At 55.4% G+C, this 19,443-nt stretch carries 10 protein-coding genes and 1 pseudogene; 1 reads left to right on the forward strand and 10 read right to left on the reverse strand.

What is annotated here, in order from left to right:
* Positions 1-56: 56 nt before the first annotated feature.
* Positions 57-986, forward strand: a complete 930-nt coding sequence (locus tag FN037_RS21600; protein ID WP_138359496.1) for a sugar kinase — start codon at positions 57-59, stop codon at positions 984-986.
* 167 nt (positions 987-1,153) lie between these two features.
* Here the strand turns inward: FN037_RS21600 and FN037_RS21605 are convergent, their stop codons facing one another.
* The 10 genes and pseudogenes from FN037_RS21605 to bcsO form a co-directional block, all read right to left on the reverse strand.
* Complete coding sequence (locus FN037_RS21605) at positions 1,154-2,659, reverse strand: M16 family metallopeptidase (RefSeq protein WP_142503133.1); 1,506 nt, start codon at positions 2,657-2,659, stop codon at positions 1,154-1,156.
* A gap of 344 nt (positions 2,660-3,003) precedes the next feature.
* Positions 3,004-4,290 (reverse strand): dicarboxylate/amino acid:cation symporter, encoded by a 1,287-nt coding sequence (locus tag FN037_RS21610; protein ID WP_138359500.1) that lies wholly within the window; start codon positions 4,288-4,290, stop codon positions 3,004-3,006.
* Between the two features lie 154 nt (positions 4,291-4,444).
* Positions 4,445-6,442: a sensor domain-containing phosphodiesterase gene (locus FN037_RS21615; protein WP_142503134.1), complete on the reverse strand. Its 1,998-nt coding sequence runs from the start codon at positions 6,440-6,442 to the stop codon at positions 4,445-4,447.
* A gap of 545 nt (positions 6,443-6,987) precedes the next feature.
* Positions 6,988-7,986 carry a glycosyl hydrolase family 8 gene (locus FN037_RS21620; protein ID WP_138359504.1) on the reverse strand — a complete coding sequence of 333 codons (999 nt, stop codon included), beginning with the start codon at positions 7,984-7,986 and terminating at the stop codon, positions 6,988-6,990.
* 11 nt (positions 7,987-7,997) lie between these two features.
* Entirely contained in the window at positions 7,998-8,474 is a 477-nt protein-coding gene (gene bcsD, locus FN037_RS21625; RefSeq protein ID WP_185929293.1) for a cellulose biosynthesis protein BcsD, read from the reverse strand.
* Entirely contained in the window at positions 8,474-12,511 is a 4,038-nt protein-coding gene (locus FN037_RS21630) for a cellulose biosynthesis protein BcsC (protein WP_142503136.1), read from the reverse strand. Before FN037_RS21630 ends, bcsD begins: the two co-directional genes overlap by 1 nt.
* Positions 12,508-14,898 (reverse strand): cellulose biosynthesis cyclic di-GMP-binding regulatory protein BcsB, encoded by a 2,391-nt coding sequence (bcsB, locus tag FN037_RS21635; RefSeq protein ID WP_142503137.1) that lies wholly within the window; start codon positions 14,896-14,898, stop codon positions 12,508-12,510. Before bcsB ends, FN037_RS21630 begins: the two co-directional genes overlap by 4 nt.
* Positions 14,895-17,003, reverse strand: a complete 2,109-nt coding sequence (gene bcsA, locus FN037_RS21640; RefSeq protein ID WP_142503138.1) for a UDP-forming cellulose synthase catalytic subunit — start codon at positions 17,001-17,003, stop codon at positions 14,895-14,897. The genes bcsB and bcsA overlap by 4 nt, the downstream gene beginning before the upstream one ends.
* 20 nt (positions 17,004-17,023) lie before the next feature.
* Positions 17,024-17,816: pseudogene (locus FN037_RS21645) on the reverse strand (cellulose synthase operon protein YhjQ/BcsQ).
* 1 nt (position 17,817) lies between these two features.
* Complete coding sequence (bcsO, locus tag FN037_RS21650; RefSeq protein ID WP_142503139.1) at positions 17,818-18,399, reverse strand: cellulose biosynthesis protein BcsO; 582 nt, start codon at positions 18,397-18,399, stop codon at positions 17,818-17,820.
* Between the last annotated feature and the right edge of the window lie 1,044 nt (positions 18,400-19,443).

A 19,443-nucleotide genomic window follows, 5' to 3' on the forward strand; every position in this document is an offset into this window, starting at 1 on the left:
TAAAAGCGACCCAGCGCACACTAGAACGAATATTGATTTAATTTCAGGTCATCACTATGTCGAAGAAAATTGCCGTCATTGGCGAATGTATGATTGAACTGTCAGAAAAAGGGGCGGCAGTAAACCGCGGCTTCGGCGGCGATACGCTAAACACTTCCGTCTATATCGCTCGTCAGACCGACGCCAGCGCACTGAGTGTGCACTACGTCACCGCACTGGGAACTGATACCTTTAGTCAACAGATGCTCGAATCCTGGCAGCGCGAAAATGTCCAGACCGACCTGATTCAGCGTATGGCCGACCGTTTACCGGGCCTGTACTATATCGAAACCGACGATACCGGCGAGCGGACCTTTTACTACTGGCGCAATGAAGCAGCGGCCAGGTTCTGGCTGGAAAGCGAACAGTCTGCGGCGATCTGTGAAGCACTGGCGACCTTTGACTATCTCTATCTCAGCGGTATCAGTCTGGCGATCCTCAGTCCCGCCAGCCGTGAAAAACTGCTGACCCTGCTGCGCCAATGCCGCGCGAACGGCGGCAAAGTGATCTTCGATAACAACTATCGCCCTCGCCTGTGGAGCAGCAAAGAGGAGACGCAGCAGGTTTATCAGCAGATGCTGACCTGCACCGATATCGCTTTCCTGACCCTTGACGATGAAGATGCCCTGTGGGGGGAGAAACCGGTTGAGGACGTGATTGCGCGTACTCACGCCGCTGGCGTCGAAGAAGTGGTGGTCAAACGCGGCGCCGAATCCTGCCTGGTGGCGATTGCTGGCCAACCGCAACAGGAAGTTCCGGCGGTAAAACTGCCAAAAGAACGTGTGATTGATACCACAGCGGCAGGTGATTCGTTCAGCGCTGGCTATCTGGCGGTACGCCTGACCGGCGGAGACGCCGAATCCGCGGCAAAACGCGGGCATCTGACCGCCAGCACGGTAATACAGTATCGCGGCGCGATTATCCCGCGCGAAGCGATGCCGCAGTAATCTCCCCGGCGCAACGCTGATCCGGCCCACGTTAAATCAGTAACCTAACGATATTATTGATTTACCTGGCCGGATAAAGCCCCAGCCGCCGCCCGGCTGAAACGCAAGCCCAATGGCTGATACCGTTGTTATCGGCCTCACCGGATAGCATGGCTATCCGGTTTTTCTTACTGCGCTGGCGGGGTATCCGTCACGTCGTTGTTCCCTTCCGCGACATCGTTGCTGCCTTCAGTCGCTGGCGCGGCGGCGGGTACAGGTGCCATCACTTTCTCCCACGTCGCCTGGAGATCCTTTATGTTGTATTCCGGCTCGCTCTGCGGCTGCTGCAGTACCAGCGCCATATCCTGCGACAGTTGCTGACGCAGGTACTGGTTTAGCATGTCAACCGTCAGTGAGTTAAGGAACTCCTGGCGCAGCTTCTGATACTGCTCAGGCGCAATATCCACCACCTGGTTTTGCAACGAACGCATCCGCTGACTGATCAGGATATACGTATCGGTGCGCGCATAGGTGGCGAACAGCTTCTGCAACTCAAGGTTTTTCTGCGCAATCAGGGCAGCAAACTCATCCTGTGACAGACCGTTATCGCGCACTTTCGCCAGTTCGCGCGCCACGGTCGTTAAGTTTGCATTCAGACGTTCGGCCGGCGATTCGATATTGATCGCACACTGCGCCCGCAAGTAGAGTACGCGACAGTCAAAACTGAGGTTGATGTCCTTGATATTACTTTTGCGTAAATTCTGCTGTACGTGCCAGAACAGCGCTTCACGCGCAAGATCATCGCGCCAGTAACGCTGGAGCGCAACCGAGTCGCGAATCGGTTGCCACGGCGCATCCCACATCAGTGACAGCTTATCCTGGCGCACCGCATCGGTCATAATACTGACCGGCATTGTCGGTAGCGGCGAGAGCGTAGGAACCGCCGCTGGCGTCTCGCGCTTGCCTTTCAGGCTACCGAAGATTTTGTTGATTTGCTCGGCGACGTTGCGACTGTCAACGTTACCAACGACGATCAGCGTCATGGCATCCGGCGTATACCACTTGTGATAGAAATCTTTTAATTTGGCAATATCAATCGGTTGCTTCAGCTGCACGGCCGGATCGTGCGCCAGCATCGTTGAACCTTTCAGCCGATAGCGCCACCAGCTTTCTTTGGTATTCGCAGGCCAGGTCGCCACCATATCCTCGCTCTGCAAAGCGTGATTGACCGTTTCCTGGGTAATTGACAGCTTACCATTTGCATTTGCCAGCCAGCTCAACGCCTCTTTCAGCAAATCGTTACGGTTATTCGGTAAGCTCAGGTTAAACAGACTGTAGTCATAAGAGACGATCGCGGGGGGTAAAGGGCGGTTTGGATCAATACTCTGCTGCCACAACGAACGTGCCTGCATGGTCGGCAGGGCACCACTTTGCGTCAGCGCAAGACGGGGGATAAAGTGGCTAAAACCGCTCTGCTGAGTGCTCTCACTCAACGAGCCAATATTTACGGACAAGCGAATTTCGACGCGATCGCTGGGACGTTGCGGGGTCGCTAACACCTGCCACTGAAAGCCATTTGCAAGCACCCCTTGTTGCCAGGCCGGGTCCGGCTGGAGCGCTTCAGCCTGCACATAACCGGCTGCCGCCATCATCAGCAACCCACCGGTTAAGAGTCGAATTTTTGTGCCCTGCATGTGAACCCCTGATCAACATTCCTGGTTACAACAGCAGCCCACGGACGGACCGCCGAAAAATGTGGTAAGTGAAGTACGTCGGTTAGACCACGCGAAGATGAAAATGTCACATGTAGACGTTAAATAAACATTTGTACCCGTCATACTTCAAGTTGCATGTGCGTTGGCTTTCCTCGTTCACCCCAGTCTCGTACTGGAGTACGCTCCCGGGGATTCACTGCCTCGCCGCCTTCCTGCAACTCGAATTATTTAAGGTATAGAGTCGCGCTGTACAAACGACAGCGCTCCCTAATTATGCGCAGGAGCCCGTTCTCCAGCAAGGAGAACGGGCCTAACAGATGGATTTATGAGGATAATTCGTGCGATTCGCGTACCGGAGTGCGGTTATTCAGGACATCATCCAGCTGTCTGGCGTCCAGCTCTTTTACCCATTTAGCGACAACAATGGTCGCCACGCCGTTACCCACCAGATTGGTCAGTGCGCGCGCTTCGGACATAAAGCGGTCGATGCCAAGGATTAACGCCAGACCGGCCACCGGCAGATGGCCAACAGCGGAAATGGTCGCCGCCAGCACGATAAAACCGCTGCCCGTCACTCCCGCCGCACCTTTCGAGGAGAGCAGCAACACGACCAGCAGGGTAACCTGATGGAAAATGTCCATATGGCTATCGGTCGCCTGCGCGATAAACACCGCCGCCATTGTCAGATAGATTGAGGTTCCATCAAGGTTAAATGAGTACCCCGTCGGGATCACCAGCCCCACCACGGACTTACGGCAGCCCAGTTTTTCCATCTTATCAAGCATGCGCGGCAGCGCCGACTCAGAGGAAGAGGTTCCCAGCACAATCAGCAGTTCTTCGCGAATATAACGAATGAACTTGAAGATGCTAAAGCCGGCTGCTTTGGCGATCGAGCCAAGTACCAGCACCACGAACAGGATACAGGTAATGTAGAAACAGGCGATCAATTGACCGAGCTGTACCAGTGTACCGACGCCGTATTTACCGATAGTAAAAGCCATCGCCCCGAACGCGCCAATCGGCGCCAGGCGCATAATCATATTGATAATGCCGAAGATGACCTGCGAGAAACTTTCAATCACGTTAAAAATCAGTTGGCCTTTGCTGCCCAGACGATGCAGCGCAAAACCAAACAGTACCGCGAACATCAGTACCTGCAGAATATTGCCGCTGGCAAAAGCGCCAATCACGCTGCCAGGGATAATATCGAGCAAGAACGCCACGATGCCCTGTTCTTTCGCCTGCGCGGCATAAACCGCCACGGCGTGCGCATCCAGCGTCGCCGGATCAACGTGCATTCCGGCACCGGGTTGCACCAGATTGACAATGATCAGGCCGATAATCAGAGCAATGGTACTCACGATTTCAAAATAGAGCAGCGCCACCGCGCCGGTGCGGCCGACGGCCTTCATGCTTTCCATCCCGGCAATCCCTGTCACGACGGTACAGAAGATAACCGGAGCAATTACCATTTTAATCAGCTTCACGAAGGCATCGCCGAAAGGCTTCATCTGCGTACCCAGTTCCGGGTAAAAGTGGCCCAGCAGAATACCGATCGCTATGGCAGATAAAACCTGGAAATAGAGGCTTTTAAAGAAAGAGGTTTTCATAGGGTGTCCTTTGGGAATAACCACAGACAAAGAAAGGGTACTGCGTCTGTGGCTTAAAAATAACACCCGTGAAACATTTCAGAAATAACAAGGTGCACATTTGCAACGGAATTGTTAATAAATTTGAGCTGACTCGCACAAGCTAACAATACAGTTACAAATTTGCATCCCCGGTATCATTCAGTAAAAAGCGGGTCATAAATGCTTCTGGCGGAATGGCGCCGCTAAACAGCCCACCCTGCGCAATATCGATCCCCGCCGCCTGCAGCCAGGTATACTGCGCCTGGGTTTCAACGCCCTCCGCAACAATACGCAGATTGAGGCCCCGAGCCAGTTGTATAATCGCCGGGACCAGACTGATGTCATCCGGCAGCATATCGATCAACGTCTTATCGATTTTCAACATGTCCACCGGCAACGATTTGATATGTTGCAATTGACGCAGGCCCACGTAACCCATAGCGAAATCATCCAGCGTAATCCGCGCGCCTGCTTCACGCAGCGGACGCAGCCGGGAAATCAGCGTCTGCGGCTCGTCCATTCGACGGCTTTCTGTCACTTCCAGCACCAGGGTATCCGGCACAACGCGGTAGCGCGCAAGCAGCGCCAGTATTTCCACTTCGCTGTCGCTATGCAGCAACGAGGCATTAACCGACAGCGGCAGCATGATCCCCTGATTCTGCCAGACGACCAACTGTCGACAGGCTTCTTCCAGTAGCCAGTAGCCGACTGGAGCCGTCAGCCCGCAGGCGTCAATGCGCTCAAGCAGATCTCCCGGCAGCGACCAGTCGCCATTCGCCTGGCGCTGCCGTAGATGCACTTTCGCGCCACACACTTCACCGCTACGGGCATCTACCTGAGGTTGCAGCCAGATAGCAAACTGCTGGTTATCGAGCGCCGTCAAAATATCATGCTCTTCTCTCAGCCGACGTTGCGCTTTCTCCATCTGCTGCGGATCAAAGAACTCAATCTGGTTTTTACCTTTACGACGCGCGGTTACGGCGGCAGAAAACGCCCGCCGATAGAGCTGTTCGGCGCTGATTTCACCGTTAAACATCGCGATACCGACGCTGGCGCAGGGGCGAAGCTGGATACCGTGTAACGGTAAACGCTCATTTATAACAGTAAGTACTTGCTTACTTAGCGTAACCGCCTGCCAGGGTTCAGCCATGCCAGAGGCCAGGATCGCAAAGTCGTAACCGCTTACCTGGGCCAGCACCATTTGCGAAGGAATAATCGCGCGCAGCTTTTCCACCAGAGTCAGCAGCAACATTTCGCGCTGCGTCTCTTTCAGCACGCCAGCGGTATCCTGCAGCGTTTCACAGGCAATGATCAGCAGTGCCGAAGCCTGAGAACGGGCAACTATCTGCTCCAGCATCGCCATCAAAAAAGCTTTATTGGGCAGCTCGGACTCCGGGAAACGGGTCGATTGCAAAGAGAGTTCATCATGCTGGCGCAGCAAAGTCTGCTGATTACGGTTGTAACTGCGCACCAGCATTCCAAGTTCATCATCATGATGTAAACGCGGTAGCGTAAGCTGGTGGCCGAGGCGCTCCTGCTGCGGCACATCATTCAGTTCGCGGGCGATTTTACGTAACGGACGCACGATGAGACGGTTGATACACCAGGTGAGCGCCACCGTCAGAACCAGCACCAACAGTAAGTAAGCAGTTACTAACGTTGAGAGCGCACTCATCACGAATTTGTACATCCGCCAGGAGTCGGCCTGTAGCACCAGGTAAGCCAGCGGCTGCGGATTCGCAGGCCGCTCAAGAGAGTAGATCGGCAATGAAATCTGGACTGGCAGTTCGAACATCCGGGTGATCATTACCGGGACCGGACGCTCCGGGATAAAGCGCATTCGCAACGCCTGGAATTGATTAGGCAGTACAACGTCTGCCCGGCTGACGACACCCGCGGGCTGAATGCTGCTCAGAATCGTTTCCGCTTCCGGAATATCGGCTTTCAGGATCGCCGCTGATAGCGGTTCGCGGACGGAACGCGCGATGCTTTCTAATTGCGTGGCCGTGGTAAAGCGACTCTGCTGAACAAAGTGGAACAGCAAAATAGAACAGAAGACCAATACGAACGCCATGGATACGCTCGCGACCATCGCCATCTGTTTAATTGTAAGTGAGCGGCTGACGCGCAACGGGGTTCTCCACTGAAACTGAACGCATTTTCGGTATAGATCCATCCACACCGATCGTTTTCAGGCTGATTATATACTCAAAACGGTCATTCACGCCCGTAGCCAGGGGCCAGTCCATCAGGGAATAATCAGCCTGTATTGCCAAAAAAGGCAAAGCCTGACGAGTATACGCGAAGAGCGTCGGGGAGTGACGCTCTCTCGCATAATTCAGGCTAATCTGCACCGGTCGGCGGGAGCGTCTTTTTTAAGGGGAGTGGCGAAATGGTCTATTTTTGTTTTGCGTGGTTTTGATCGGTGGCCGGTTCCGTTCGCTGTCAATAGGTGGATACTGGCTATCTCCGCAGCCTGTGAACGGCATGGGGCCGTTTCGCGCCCCCATGCCCCCGGCATTACGCTGAAGCACATAAAAACAGACGCCAGCCGAAATTATTCAGGCTGAATCAGGGCTAAAAACGAGTTTGCCGGAGCCACTGATTAACTGATTTCACTGGCTCCGGCGGAGCCGCCCCCTGGCATAACGCAGGGAGCAAAACGCATTCCGGCGCTCACTGGCGGTCTTTATTCGCCAGCCACGCCAGCAGTTTCAGACTGGCGGAATAATAGTCGTCCTGAGCCGTAATCTCAGGTTCACCCTGCGCTTCCCCGAGGGTTAAATCACGTACCGCCAGCAGCCCGCCGGTCATAAACCAGGGGGCGACCTCACCGGTATTGACGTTAATCCATGCCGGCGTTTGCAGACGCGGATAGCTCTGGAACCAGTTTTTCCACGGCGTCAGCAAACGACTTTGCGGGTCACGCCAGGAGACATACAGCGGGATACGAATCGCATCATAGCTCATCCGCGCTGGCCACTCTTTTGCCGGTTCCATCTTGCCATCTGCGTTTAACACCACCCAGTCGCTGGGTAGCTGAGATTTTCCCCACGCCATTTTTTCCAGCAGCGCCTGACCATCACTCTGTAGCTTTCGCCAGGCCGTCAGATGCGTGCGAGCCGCAAAGGCCTGCCATGCCGGAAAGATAAAATAGGACGGATTCAGGTTCAGGTGATCGTTAAAGTAAAACCCCTTTGCCCCCGGCAACATCACCTGACGACCGGCGAACGTGACCACCGTGAACTTCAGCAGTGCGCTGGTAATCGCATCGGATGCCGTGCCGTATGCGCTATCCTGCCACTGCTGCTGCGCACGCAACAGCGCCCAGGCGATCATCGTGTCGCCATCGGTTGCGTTGTTTTTATCCGCCACCGGATTAGGTGCCACCGGGTTATAGCGCCAGTAAAACAGCCCATTATCTTTGTTACGCAGCGTCTTATTGGTCCATTGCCAGAGTTTGTCAAACGTCGGACGATCGTTATTGGCCACCGCTAACAACATGGCAAAACCCTGGCCTTCAGTATGAGAAACATTGCCGTTTCCGGTATCAATAATGCGCCCGTCCGGCATCAGAAAACGCGATTTGTAACTTTGCCACGCCGTATCGGCCCACGCATGGGGAAGCATCATCACCGTCGCCATTACGACTGCAGCCAAAGCACGTAAGGACATAAATTCCCCTGTTATGGATGGAAATAGATAAACTGGACATCAGAAACCGAAAACATCCGCTCGCGCTGTAAAATCACATGCGCACCGCCGCCCTGTCCTTGTAACCAGCGGGAATAAAGCCCTTCAAGGACGGCGCTGAAGGCATTACACCAGCGGACACGGCGCGCTTCATCGCGGCTGACCGGCAACGCCTGATGACGTAATCGCAGGCAATCCTCGCTAACCTCAATACTCACCAGCCCCCACTGAAAGCGCCTCAACTGCGCATTAATACTGGCTTCCAGTTGGCCAACTGTTTCTGATTCCGGCAATGGATACTCATCCGCCAGCGCTTCGCCCATCTGTCGCAGAAACGGAATGCTCTCCCGTTCCCCGGCGTTGCTGACCATGCCATCTACCATAATCAGCAACAGATCGAACCATCCGGCTGGCGTTTGCTGCTGCTGAAACCAGGTGGTGACCAGAGCCTCATTATTATCCGTCATGATCAGTTGTCTCCCAGCATGTAGCGAATATAAAGGCTGGCGGTGCTCTCGTTATAATCGCCGAAAGTATCATAGCCAACCTGTCCGCCAAGCGTCATCTGTTTGTTAACTTTGTAATCCGCCCCGGCGCGCAGGGTGTAGCCAATGCCGCTCTTCGACGTGGCTGAATAGTAGGCTTCTTTGGCGAAACCGTTGGTCACTGCGGTTTCCAGGGTCTGCTGCCACTCGGTATTGGTCGGGAAATAGGCGCTCTTATCCTGACTGTAAGATTGATAGCCCACCGAGCCACCAAGCTTCATCGTCCAGTTATCATATTTCTCCATCAGACTAACCGGCAGCGACACGCTGACGTAGTTCTGCGGGCTAAAGTAGCCCCCCTGTCCGTAGGTGAAGTAGCTGAGGTTTTTCGCATAATCCATGTAGCTCATACTCAACCCGGCCTGCAGTTGACGATACTCATCATGGTAAGGCCGCAGATATACCCCGGCATTGGCATTGATACTGGTGTTGCTGGCGACGTTTTTCCCAAGGTAGCTGTAGCCCCCGCCGCCAACGTAAAAACCGGCATCGCCATCGTCATAGCTCAGTTGCAAAGTACCGCCGTTTTTCGTCACCTGGCCCCAGGTTTTGCCGGAGTAGGCATCCTGTAGGCCGACATAGGAGAGCAGGCTGTCGGTGATCGCACGACGTTCGCCGGTAAAAATTAACGACAGATAGTTGGTCAGCTTCGGCGACCATTTCACACCGCCCACCAGGGTATTGAGGTCTTGTCCCAGCGGGGTACTGCCAATATCGACGCGATAATCATCACCGCTCAGCGCCAGCGCCAGCGCCACGCCGTTTGCTTTTTGCGCATTCGTGGAGCCGCTGGCTTGATCGACATCAGGCTTCAGGTTAGAAGACGCCAGATATTGCGCTGCTGCAGGATAAGAATTAACCAGCCCCTCTAGTTCCTTAATTACGCTGCTGTTGGTCAGGTTATAATCCGCCGGATCCAGGGTACCAATCCCGCTCAGATCCTCCGCGCCTGGGTTACTGGCAAAGTACGTTGCCTTTTCATCAGCGGTCATCGCCGCAATCGCTTTCTGCTCGCTGGTAATGGTGGAAATAATATTAGAGGCCGCATTCGACAACGGGTTCGAGCCATAGCGCCGCCAGGCATCGCCGGTTGCGGTTCCGGCGTTCAAGGTAATTGGCGTAACGGTGAAATCGAAACGTGAATCACCGAACGGCGACGAAGACCAGGTCAACGGGGTTTTCAATTCCGTCAGCTTACTGGTGCCGGATTCACCATCGCGACCGCGCATCTCCATGCCGCCCTGTAGCCAGGTCCCGGTTTTTTCCTGCAGAGACGCCATCATGGTATCGACCTGACGCAACGTTCGAGCCTGCGCGGTTTCAACGGGCAAATCAGGACGCAGGATCCCCGGCAACGTACTGCCATCGCCAGTCGAAACCTGGGAAACCTGCCATGGCATAGCTAGCCCCGAGCGCGTCGCCGTTGCTGTGCGCGATACGCCGATAAACGGGTTATCCGCCGCCAGCAAACCGTCGACTGTTGGCGTTTGCGCACTGTTGCTGCTCTGCAGCCCCAACAGCTTGCCGCGGGCGCTACGCAGGTAAGTCATCGCCTGCTGGTGCTCCCCCTGGGAGTCGGCGACGCGAGCCAGCAGCAGTAAACGGTCCGGCGAATTATCCGGCCGCAGCCCGCTCGCCAGTTGTGCCGCCCGGTCGTTATCCCCCTCCGATAGCGCGACATTAATGGCGCCGCTGCGCGCGTCCTGATTCGGCGTATCGTGGGTCATCAGATAATCGTACACCACCCCGGCTTCTTTGTTCATTTTGCCGCTCTGATAGAGACGCGCCATCGCGAACATCAAGTCTGTGTTTTGCGGATCGCTCTGCATCGCGCGCATCAGCTTGTCATACGCCGCCGCGTAGTTGCCCTGTTCCCGCAGGTGGTCCGCTTCATTAATCACGTAACCATTGCTAATACTGGCCAGTTGCGTTGGCGTACTGTTTGCCTGTAACTGCGGATTAGTCAACAGTTGCTGTGCTTCTTGAGTCAGACCCGCCTGATTGAGCACGGTTATCTGATCGGCATAATCTCCGGCATTACCGGAAATACCGTGGTTGATGTTGTTGCGCACCAGCGATACCGCCGTGCTGATATCGCCGCTCTCGGCCAGCAGTCGCGCCAGTTTACCGACATCCGCCGGCGCTTCTGGCGGCGTCCCGGCCATCGCCCTTAACGTATTGGACGCGGCGACGGTATTCCCCTGCGCCAGATAACTTTCCGCGATCGACAGTTGCAGATTGTAGTTTACCCGCTGACGCAACTCGCGCATCTGGCTGGTCTGTCTGGCGGCGGGAATTCTCGCCAGCAGGGTTTGCGCCTGCTGCCAGCCGCCGTTATCACTGGCAAAAAGGGCGGCGGCGTACAGCGAGTCGCTGTTGGCGCCAGGGCGCCAGGCGGCGGTCATAATCGAGTTTGCCTCATCTCCAGCGCCGGACTTTTGCAACAGTCGGGCTAAATCGAGGCGCATCCAGGCATCGTCCGGATAGCGCGAGACGCCCTGGCGCAGCGTAGCGATAGCGCCCGCCACGTTGCCGTTACTGGACTGCGCCTGAGCCTGTCGGCGCAGAGAATCACCCGGATTACCGACGATCGCCCTGGGCTGTAGCTTTTGCTGCAGGCTTTCCGGCAGCGTTTGCAGCATCGCCTGCGCTTCCGCCGTTTTATTTTGTTCGCGCAGAACGTAATAGAGATTCTCCCGCGCCGGGCCATTTTGCGGCTGTTCATTAAGTAATGACCGCAACGTTTGCTCGGCCTGCGGCAAATCTTTGTTGTGACGCAATACATCAGCGCGGAAGAGCTTCGCCGCCGCGCCCTGCGTGCCGCTCTGCTGCGCCAGCGGTGCGGAAAGCGCCAGCGCCTGGCTAATGTTGCCCTGTTTATAGGCCTGCTGCGCCTGCGCGAGCTGACCATAAAACAGCGCATCCGCCGCCTGCTGACGCCGGGTTTGCGCAGCATCGCCGCCGAGATCCGCCGCCCGACTCAAATATTGAGACGCCGCCTGAAAATCGCCGCTACGCTGAGCGATATAGCCCATTCCGGCCAGCGCGTCCGCATCCTGCGGGTTGGCCTGCAGAACCTGCTCAAATTGTTTTTTCGCCGCGGGGATATTACCGCTGTTCAGATCGGCATATCCCTGGCCGCGCGCCTGGCCATTGCGCCGTTCGCGGAAGTAGTTCTGCACTTCGCTATCCTGCGGGTGACGCTGCATCCAGTTATCATAAAACGGCTCGTCCCCCGCCTGCGGCCCCATCCACAACAGTGCCTGCCGCAGCCCGCTGTCGGCTTCTTTGCTGCCGCTGGCCATCGGTTCCAGCATAGCAATCCCTTCCCGGCGGGTCTCTTCGCGCCAGGTCAGCACCTTGCCCAATGCCACACGCGCCCCGTTCTCCTGCGGATGCTGCGCAACATACTGACGCAGTTCACTCAGGGCCTGCGGATAGAGCGACTTGTCGCTGGCCATCGTCATGTAGTATTCCGCCGCCAGCCCGGAAGGCGGGACGTTGCCGTTAAACATGCTCCGCCAGGTCGCCAGCGCTGCGGGAATATTGCCGCTTCGCGCCTGCTGTCTTGCCAGATTCAGTTGCCCCTGCGGCACCTGCGCCATTTTTTTAGCGCTATCCAGTTCCTGTAAATCGGGACTATCGGGCGCCACTTTCGCCAGCCGCTCCCGCCACTGGGCCGCCGCCTGGAGATCCCCTCCCTGTTGCGCCCACAGCGCCATCAGATATAGCGCCCGGGTGTTGTCGGCATCCACCGACAACACTTTCTGCAGCGACTCCATCGCCAGCTCGTCGTGGGATTTTTCATGCCAGTAGTTTGCCTGGGCAAACAATGCCTGCAGCGCCGCATCGTTACCTGCCGCCCAAGCCTCACTGAACGCGCCGAGCGTCAGCACGCCGGACAGGCACAGTGTGGAAATCTGGCGGACGGCCTTGTTATTCATTCTGCTCACTCTTTTCATTGGCGATCCCCCGCCTCCAGGCGCTTACGAGCATGACGTTTAAACATGGCGGTCAGCGCCAGTCCCAGAATTGATGTGGCGATCAGCCCCAGCAACGCCAGCAGGCCGGAGTGCTGGTTGGCGTACCACACCGCCATCATGTACCAGGGCATCTGGCCGCTGGGGAATGGGGTACTGACCTGAAAACTGCGCACGCCATTCTCACTGGTGATCACTGCCGTATCGCCGCGAATACCGGCATTGATACGCGCGGAATTAAGATCGTTTTCCAGTTTCGCCAACTGATCGTCATTACTGGCCATCGCGACCACCACCAGTCGTTGGGCATTCCACGGCGACCGGTAGCTGATAAAACCGCGCCAGGCGCTTCGGGAGGATAGATAGCGGTCAGCGTCCATACCGTCCGAAGCCCAGTCGCCGCTTAGCTTGCGCTCTATTTTTGCCCACAGCGTCGGTTCGCGTACGCTAAGCAGATTATCGACCGGGTTATAGGGAGAGTCGGCCAACAGACGCTGGTTAAACCCTTTTTGATCAAGGGAGCTCACCGCCAGCACATCGCGATCGCGCAGGTACTGTAAACTCGCGCCGCCATCAGGAATGCCTAATACAACCCGGTTATTCGCCAGCGCTTCCCCGGTTGAATTTCCTGAACGCGCGGCCAGGTTCAGCAGGGTCGCCACCTGTGTCTCGGAAGGATGCTCAGGCAGCAGCAGGGTGGTTTGCGAGTAATCCGCTAACCGCGAAAAGGGGAATGACGCACCAACAAAATAAGAGAGGTTCGGTAACAAAGAGAAGTGTCGCGTACTGCTCAAATCAATCCATGAATCGTCGGTGAGACGGCTCTTGATATTGCTGTTCAACAACACGGAACAGGGAGCATTGTCCTTCGGCACCAGGTTGAAATAGAGCGAAAGCTGGTTATCGCCGTAAATCAGATACGGCGCCAGCGGAATAGTAAAACGCTCCTGGCGCGCATCGCCGCCCAGGTAACGCCAGAGCTTCTCCAGCGGCCCCTGCTTGTTCATCGGCAGGTTGTTGAGAAAGGTGTTGTTGAGCGTCACGCTTAACAACGACTTATCTTCATTAATCCAGCTCTCGGACGGGAAGCGATAGCCAATCCGCAAAGGGATGGTTTCGCCGTCCCATAGATAGAGATCCGGCGCCGCGCGGAAGGCCACACGTAGCGGCTCATGCCATACGCCGTTAACGGTCATACTTTGATCTTTACGTAGCAGTTCGCTGAGTTTTACCGGGCGATCGGTGGCTATCCAGCGCGGCGCATCGTACGGTTTGCCGAGCGGAATAGCCTGCGGCGCAACCGTCATACTGGCAGTCTGCGGGGCGAAATCGCCGCGCGTCAGCCGCCAGGCGGCCATGCGCAGCGCAGCGTCATTCCGTCCAACAATCAGCAGCAGTTTATAGGCGGGATTACCCGGATTTTCAACAATCTGTAGCAACGGTTTGTCGGTTTGCGGTAGCGTCAGCCCCCCAACCTGCTCGCCTGGATGGCCGATAATAATGCCATGTTTCTCCGGCAGGCGATCGCGCAGGGCATCGAACTCGATACCGCGATAGTCGGCCTGAATCCCCAACCATGACGACACCAGCGCCGCCGCGCTGAAGATATCCGCCGTCGCGTTCTGCGGATAGGCAATGGCGATATCCGCCGGGGTCATCTGCATACTGTCGAAAAACGGGCGCGGAAAATAGCTTAAATCATTACTGATATTGAGCTGCTGACTCTCCCAGCTAAAGTGAGAGGCAGGCAAAATGGTCACCCGCGACGTATCATGGTTATCCAGCCGACACTGCATGCCATCGCCGTCGTTAATTTTAAAGCTCAGGTTGTTGCTGGAAACCATCAGCTCCGCCGGGATATCCAGCTGATAATGCGAAATGTCCTTGCCCTCAGCCCCCAGCGGTAAAGTACCAAGCGGCTGGCCATTCAGCATTAATTGCAGCGTGGCGTTGCGGGTCGCCATCTCCGGCGAAACCTTCACCTCCAGCATCAGTTGGGCATGAGTGACCACCTGATCGGCGGGCAACGTAAAGCTGGCCCCTCCCTGATTTTGCCCGCCGCTCAGCATAATGCCGTCCGGCCGGCCCATCTGCGTCAGGTTCAAATCACCACCGACAACCGGCGTTAAGGGGAGCGTATCGGGTGTGTCAGAGATGACCGGCGGCGGCATCGCCGGCAGCGAAGTCGATTCGGTCGTGGCCGCTGAATTGGATTCCGCTGCCGATTCGGCAACCGTCGCGCTGCCGCCCCCCGCATCAGGTAACGGGAAGTTCAGTTGCGATAAGGAATGTACAGGCGTCTCCTCGCTATGCAACGCAGGCACAGCGAACAGACCAACCAGCAGCGCAAGCGCCGTTAAACGTTTCATAAGCCGCCATCCTCCCGCGCGGGGTTCGCCGCAGGTGGCTGGCGACGCTGGCTGCGCGTTTTCCATGTCAGCCAGAACAGATCAAATACGCAGCGCAAAATGGTAGCAAAAGAGCGGAACGGATTGTCCTGCGGACGCGGCGGATTAATCCACGCATCGGCGCGCGCCAGTACCACACGGACCAGTTCGCGGCGACGGGACAGCGGGATATGTTCATCAAACTGCAGGCGGACAAAACGATCGTCGCCCGTGACCTGACGAACGGGAATCGCAATCGCCCCGGACTGGAGGAGCAGTTCAATCGCTTCAATCTCATCCTGCTGGTGACGCTTATCCGGCGCGACAACACGGCATCCCCCCATTGACAGGTCGGCAGTATGGCTACGAGAGACAATGCCGCTGGTATAGTGGATGAGTACCGGAATATCGACATCAATACGAATCGTCTTGCGCACCTGGCGACTTTCCCGCGCGACGGCGATAGCGGCCAGCAGGAAGATCAGGCTGTAAATCCCCCAGCCAACGTTCAGCGCGATAACCCACGGGTCCGATCCAAAGTAATCGTGGCCGACGGCACGGACAATACCCACCACCACGCCCAGGCCCAGCAGACCAGCAACAACCAGGTGCGGCCTGACGACCGTAAAATCAAAATAGCCGACATCAAGCAAGCCGCCTTTATCGGTGACGTTGAATTTCCCGCGCTTAGGGAAAATCATCGTCACCAGCGTCGGTAGCACCAGATGGAACGCCAGTACGATATCGTAAATTTCCCCCCAGAAGCTGTAGCGATAGCGACCATTCATCCGCGATCCAACATAAATCGCGAGGAACAGATGCGGCAACGCGTAGGAAACAACCAGACTCGCCGAAGAGTAGATGATATTCAGGTTAAACAGCAGATAAGCCAGCGGCGCGGTAACAAACACCACCCGCGGCAGAGCAAACTGATAGTAAAGCATGGCGCTGAGGTAACAGAGGCGTTGCTGAAACGTCAGCCCGCGCCCCAATAAGGGATTATCGAGACGGAAGATTTGCGTCATCCCGCGCGCCCAGCGGGTACGCTGGATCACGTGTACGACCAGGCGTTCAGTGGCCAGACCCGCCGCCAGCGGAATATCGAGAAACGCCGATTTCCAGCCCAGACGCTGGAACTTCAGCGCGGTATGCGCATCTTCTGTCACCGTTTCAACCGCAAAACCGCCAATCTGATCGAGCGCGGTGCGGCGAATAACGGCACAGGATCCACAAAAAAAGGTCGCATTCCAGTTGTCGTTACCCTGCTGAATCGGGCCATAAAACAGCATCCCTTCGTTGGGGATATTGCGGCCAACGGAGAGGTTACGCTCAAAGGGGTCCGGCGAGTAGAAGTAGTGTGGTGTCTGCACCAGCGCCAGCATCGGATCGTTAAGGAACCCGCCGACCGTCGCCTGCAGGAACACGCGGGTCGCCACATGGTCGCAGTCAAAAACGCAAATGAGTTCGCCGTTGGTCAGGGTCATCGCATGATTCAGGTTACCCGCCTTGGCGTGTTTGTTATCGTTACGGGTGATATACCCCACCCCAACATCGGCGGCAAAAACGGCGAAATCGCTGCGTTTACCATCATCCAGCAGATAAATTTTTAACTTATCTGCTGGATAATCAATACATTGTGCCGCCAGCACGGTATCGCGAACCACCTCAAGCGGTTCGTTATAGCTCGGAATATAGATATCGACCGTCGGCCACGTGCTCATATCATCCGGCAGTGGAACGATTTCACGCTTCAGCGGCCAGACCGTCTGCAGGTAGTTCAGCAGCAACATCACCCAGATATACACTTCCGCCAGAAACAGCCCCATCCCCAGAATCGCTTCGATGGTGGAGTTAAAATGCAGGGTCTGCGTTAAACGGAAATACATATAACGGGTCGACATGAGCAGTGATGTCACAACCATAATGACGGAGACACTGCGGTTCTTGCTGAACCCCATGATGAGGAGGATACCGATACTCAGCAGGCCAAAAATATACTGCTTTTGACTGTCCATCGGCGTGATCACAACCAGCACAGCAACGGGCGCAAGCACCAGTACCAGTAACCAAAAAAGAGATTTTTTCATTCAGCCGCCCTGCGATTTAATTAAAGTCCTGACCTGCGTGGCGGGTTGTACACCGTGCCATCGCCAATATTAATACCCAACTGCGCAGAGATTTTTTTGGCGATAATTTCAATATCAAAGGCGGCTGCGGAGGAAGAATTAAAGTCAAGAATCGATTTCTGGGACGCATTTGCCTCCACCACGCTTTCATCGCGATGGATAATGCCCAGCAGATGGTCACCCAGCTTTTGTTCCATTAACGCGGTGACATCGCGACTCACCTGACGGCGGCTATCGCTCTGGTTAATCACAAAATAGTGCCCGTGCTTATCGTTGAGTTCGCCGCCGGTCAGGCGCTGTTTTTCGACATGCGACAGCACGGACATCGACGCAGTATCCGCCAGCAGCGGTATCAGATGCATATCCGCAAGGGGGGTCAACGCCGTCAGCGCCGGGGAAGGGCCCGGCGGCAGATCGGCGATAATAATCAGCCCCGGATAATTGAGCAGTGCAGCCAGGCCGCGCGTCAGAAAGTGCTCGTCATGAACCAAATGCTCATCAAAAGCCACGCGCTGAGCCGGACTCACCTCACCATAGGGTAAGACAAAAATATTACTGCCGGCGCTCAGTACGCACTGGCTCCAGTCGTGGAGTTCCAGCGCTTTCGCCACATAGCCGCGTTCATCGCTAAGAGGAACGCCAAAATGCAGACGCAGAGCGTTCTGCACATCAAAATCAAGGGCCAGAACTTTACTCCCCGCTCTGGCCAACGCCCAGGCCAGGTTTGCCGCGAGGGTCGTTTTGCCTACGCCGCCTTTCGGAGAACAGACACAAATCAACGGCATGTTGCAATCCTTTCTAAGAGTGATTTCAGAGGCTGATCTTTACCTTTCGCTACCGGCTCGGCCGTCACCGTTTGCGTCGCGAAGAGATGGGCGAAGCCTCCCGTCGTCGATGTTATCGCCGGGCGAGATCTGATTGCGGGCGCAGGCTCGCGGGGCGGTGTCGGTTGGGACATCACCGCCCGGGTAACAGGCTCAGGCGCCGTGACGTTTTCCTGCACAACCGTTTCAACGGCAGCCGGTTCGGAGGTCTCCGTCACCGAAACAGGCTGCGCTGATGCCGCGACAGGTTCAGGAGCCGTTGCCACCGGAGCAACCAACGATGGCGAAGGTACGGCCTGAACGGGGTGACTTTCAACGCGAGTAAACGTATCGACAGAAACCAACTGCGGTGAGGGAAGTGAAACGGTCTCAGCCATCGCTAAAGTAGGTTCTTCCGTTACGGGCATAAGCTGATTGAGGATAGCCCAATCCCCTTTTTCACCAACGGCGGTTTCTGATGAAAGGTCCTTGAATTGTAAACGCTGTGTTCGCGTTTTTTCCTTGAAGCGCTGTAAGTCATCATAATGGTTCATCGATAACCTCATGATTTTAAATATATCATATTTTTAATCTGCTTTAATTGTCATTCAACGCCGCTAAAGCATAGAGACATTTTCTGGCAAACCGCCACGTCGTTGGCGGGCCAGGGACCCGGTCCATCCTTGCGCTGCATCGTTACTGGTTGCCACTTCGCGACATGCGAATCCGTTGCTGACAGATTTGCCGCTCATTGCGGTCAGTCACTCTCTCTGTTGCCGTTTTGATGCATCAGGGAGTTTTATAAAGAGTTTATTTAGACCCTTACCCGGCGTTATGTCCGCCACCTTACGCTAACGTTAATATGAGGTTAATTGTTTTGAATAAGTCAGGCTGGGTGTCATTTCATCGCGATAATACAGCTACACTATCAATTCTTTTTCAAAATCATAGTCCCATTTTTTGGGTGGCTGCGTTGTCTATCTCGTGCGTACCCTCTGCCAGGCGATTAGCATAGGGGCGTTTTTATACTGCCGACAGGCTTTGTTGAATAAATCAGATTTCAAACAAGTCTCCCTGTCAGAAGTCCGACTCTCTGCGCAAATCAGCCGATAGCCGTTAAAATTCGTTGCCGACGAATTGTTACTTACCTACCGTCGTGACGTATCCTCAATAATTTTATATACCCGTCATACTTCAAGTTGCTTATGCGTTGGCTACACTCACTCCAGTCACATCGTTATCTATGCTCCTGGGGACTCACGCCCTTGCCGCCTTTAAGCAACGCGAATTATTTAGGGTATAGATAAACTTTTAAATTAAGCGTAATGCACACCTGCAGAATACTAAAGCGCGTTCATTTTAATATTTTTTGATCTTAATCCGCCATATTTAATCAGGGTAAATTATCGTCATACCCGCAGCGTGTGGACAGCCCGGGGAGGCTTTGCGCCCCCGGACTCCACTGCGGCTACCGCGTCCCCACATACCGTCATTCAGGCGGAATCAGGGCAGCAAACGCGGAATTAGCGGCCCTCGCCTGACCGCCAATAAAGCCGATAACGCAACTGAACAGGCTAACCTGACCAACATTCAGTCCG

The sequence above is a fragment of the Klebsiella sp. 2680 genome (assembly GCF_900198535.1).
Taxonomy (GTDB): domain Bacteria; phylum Pseudomonadota; class Gammaproteobacteria; order Enterobacterales; family Enterobacteriaceae; genus Klebsiella; species Klebsiella indica.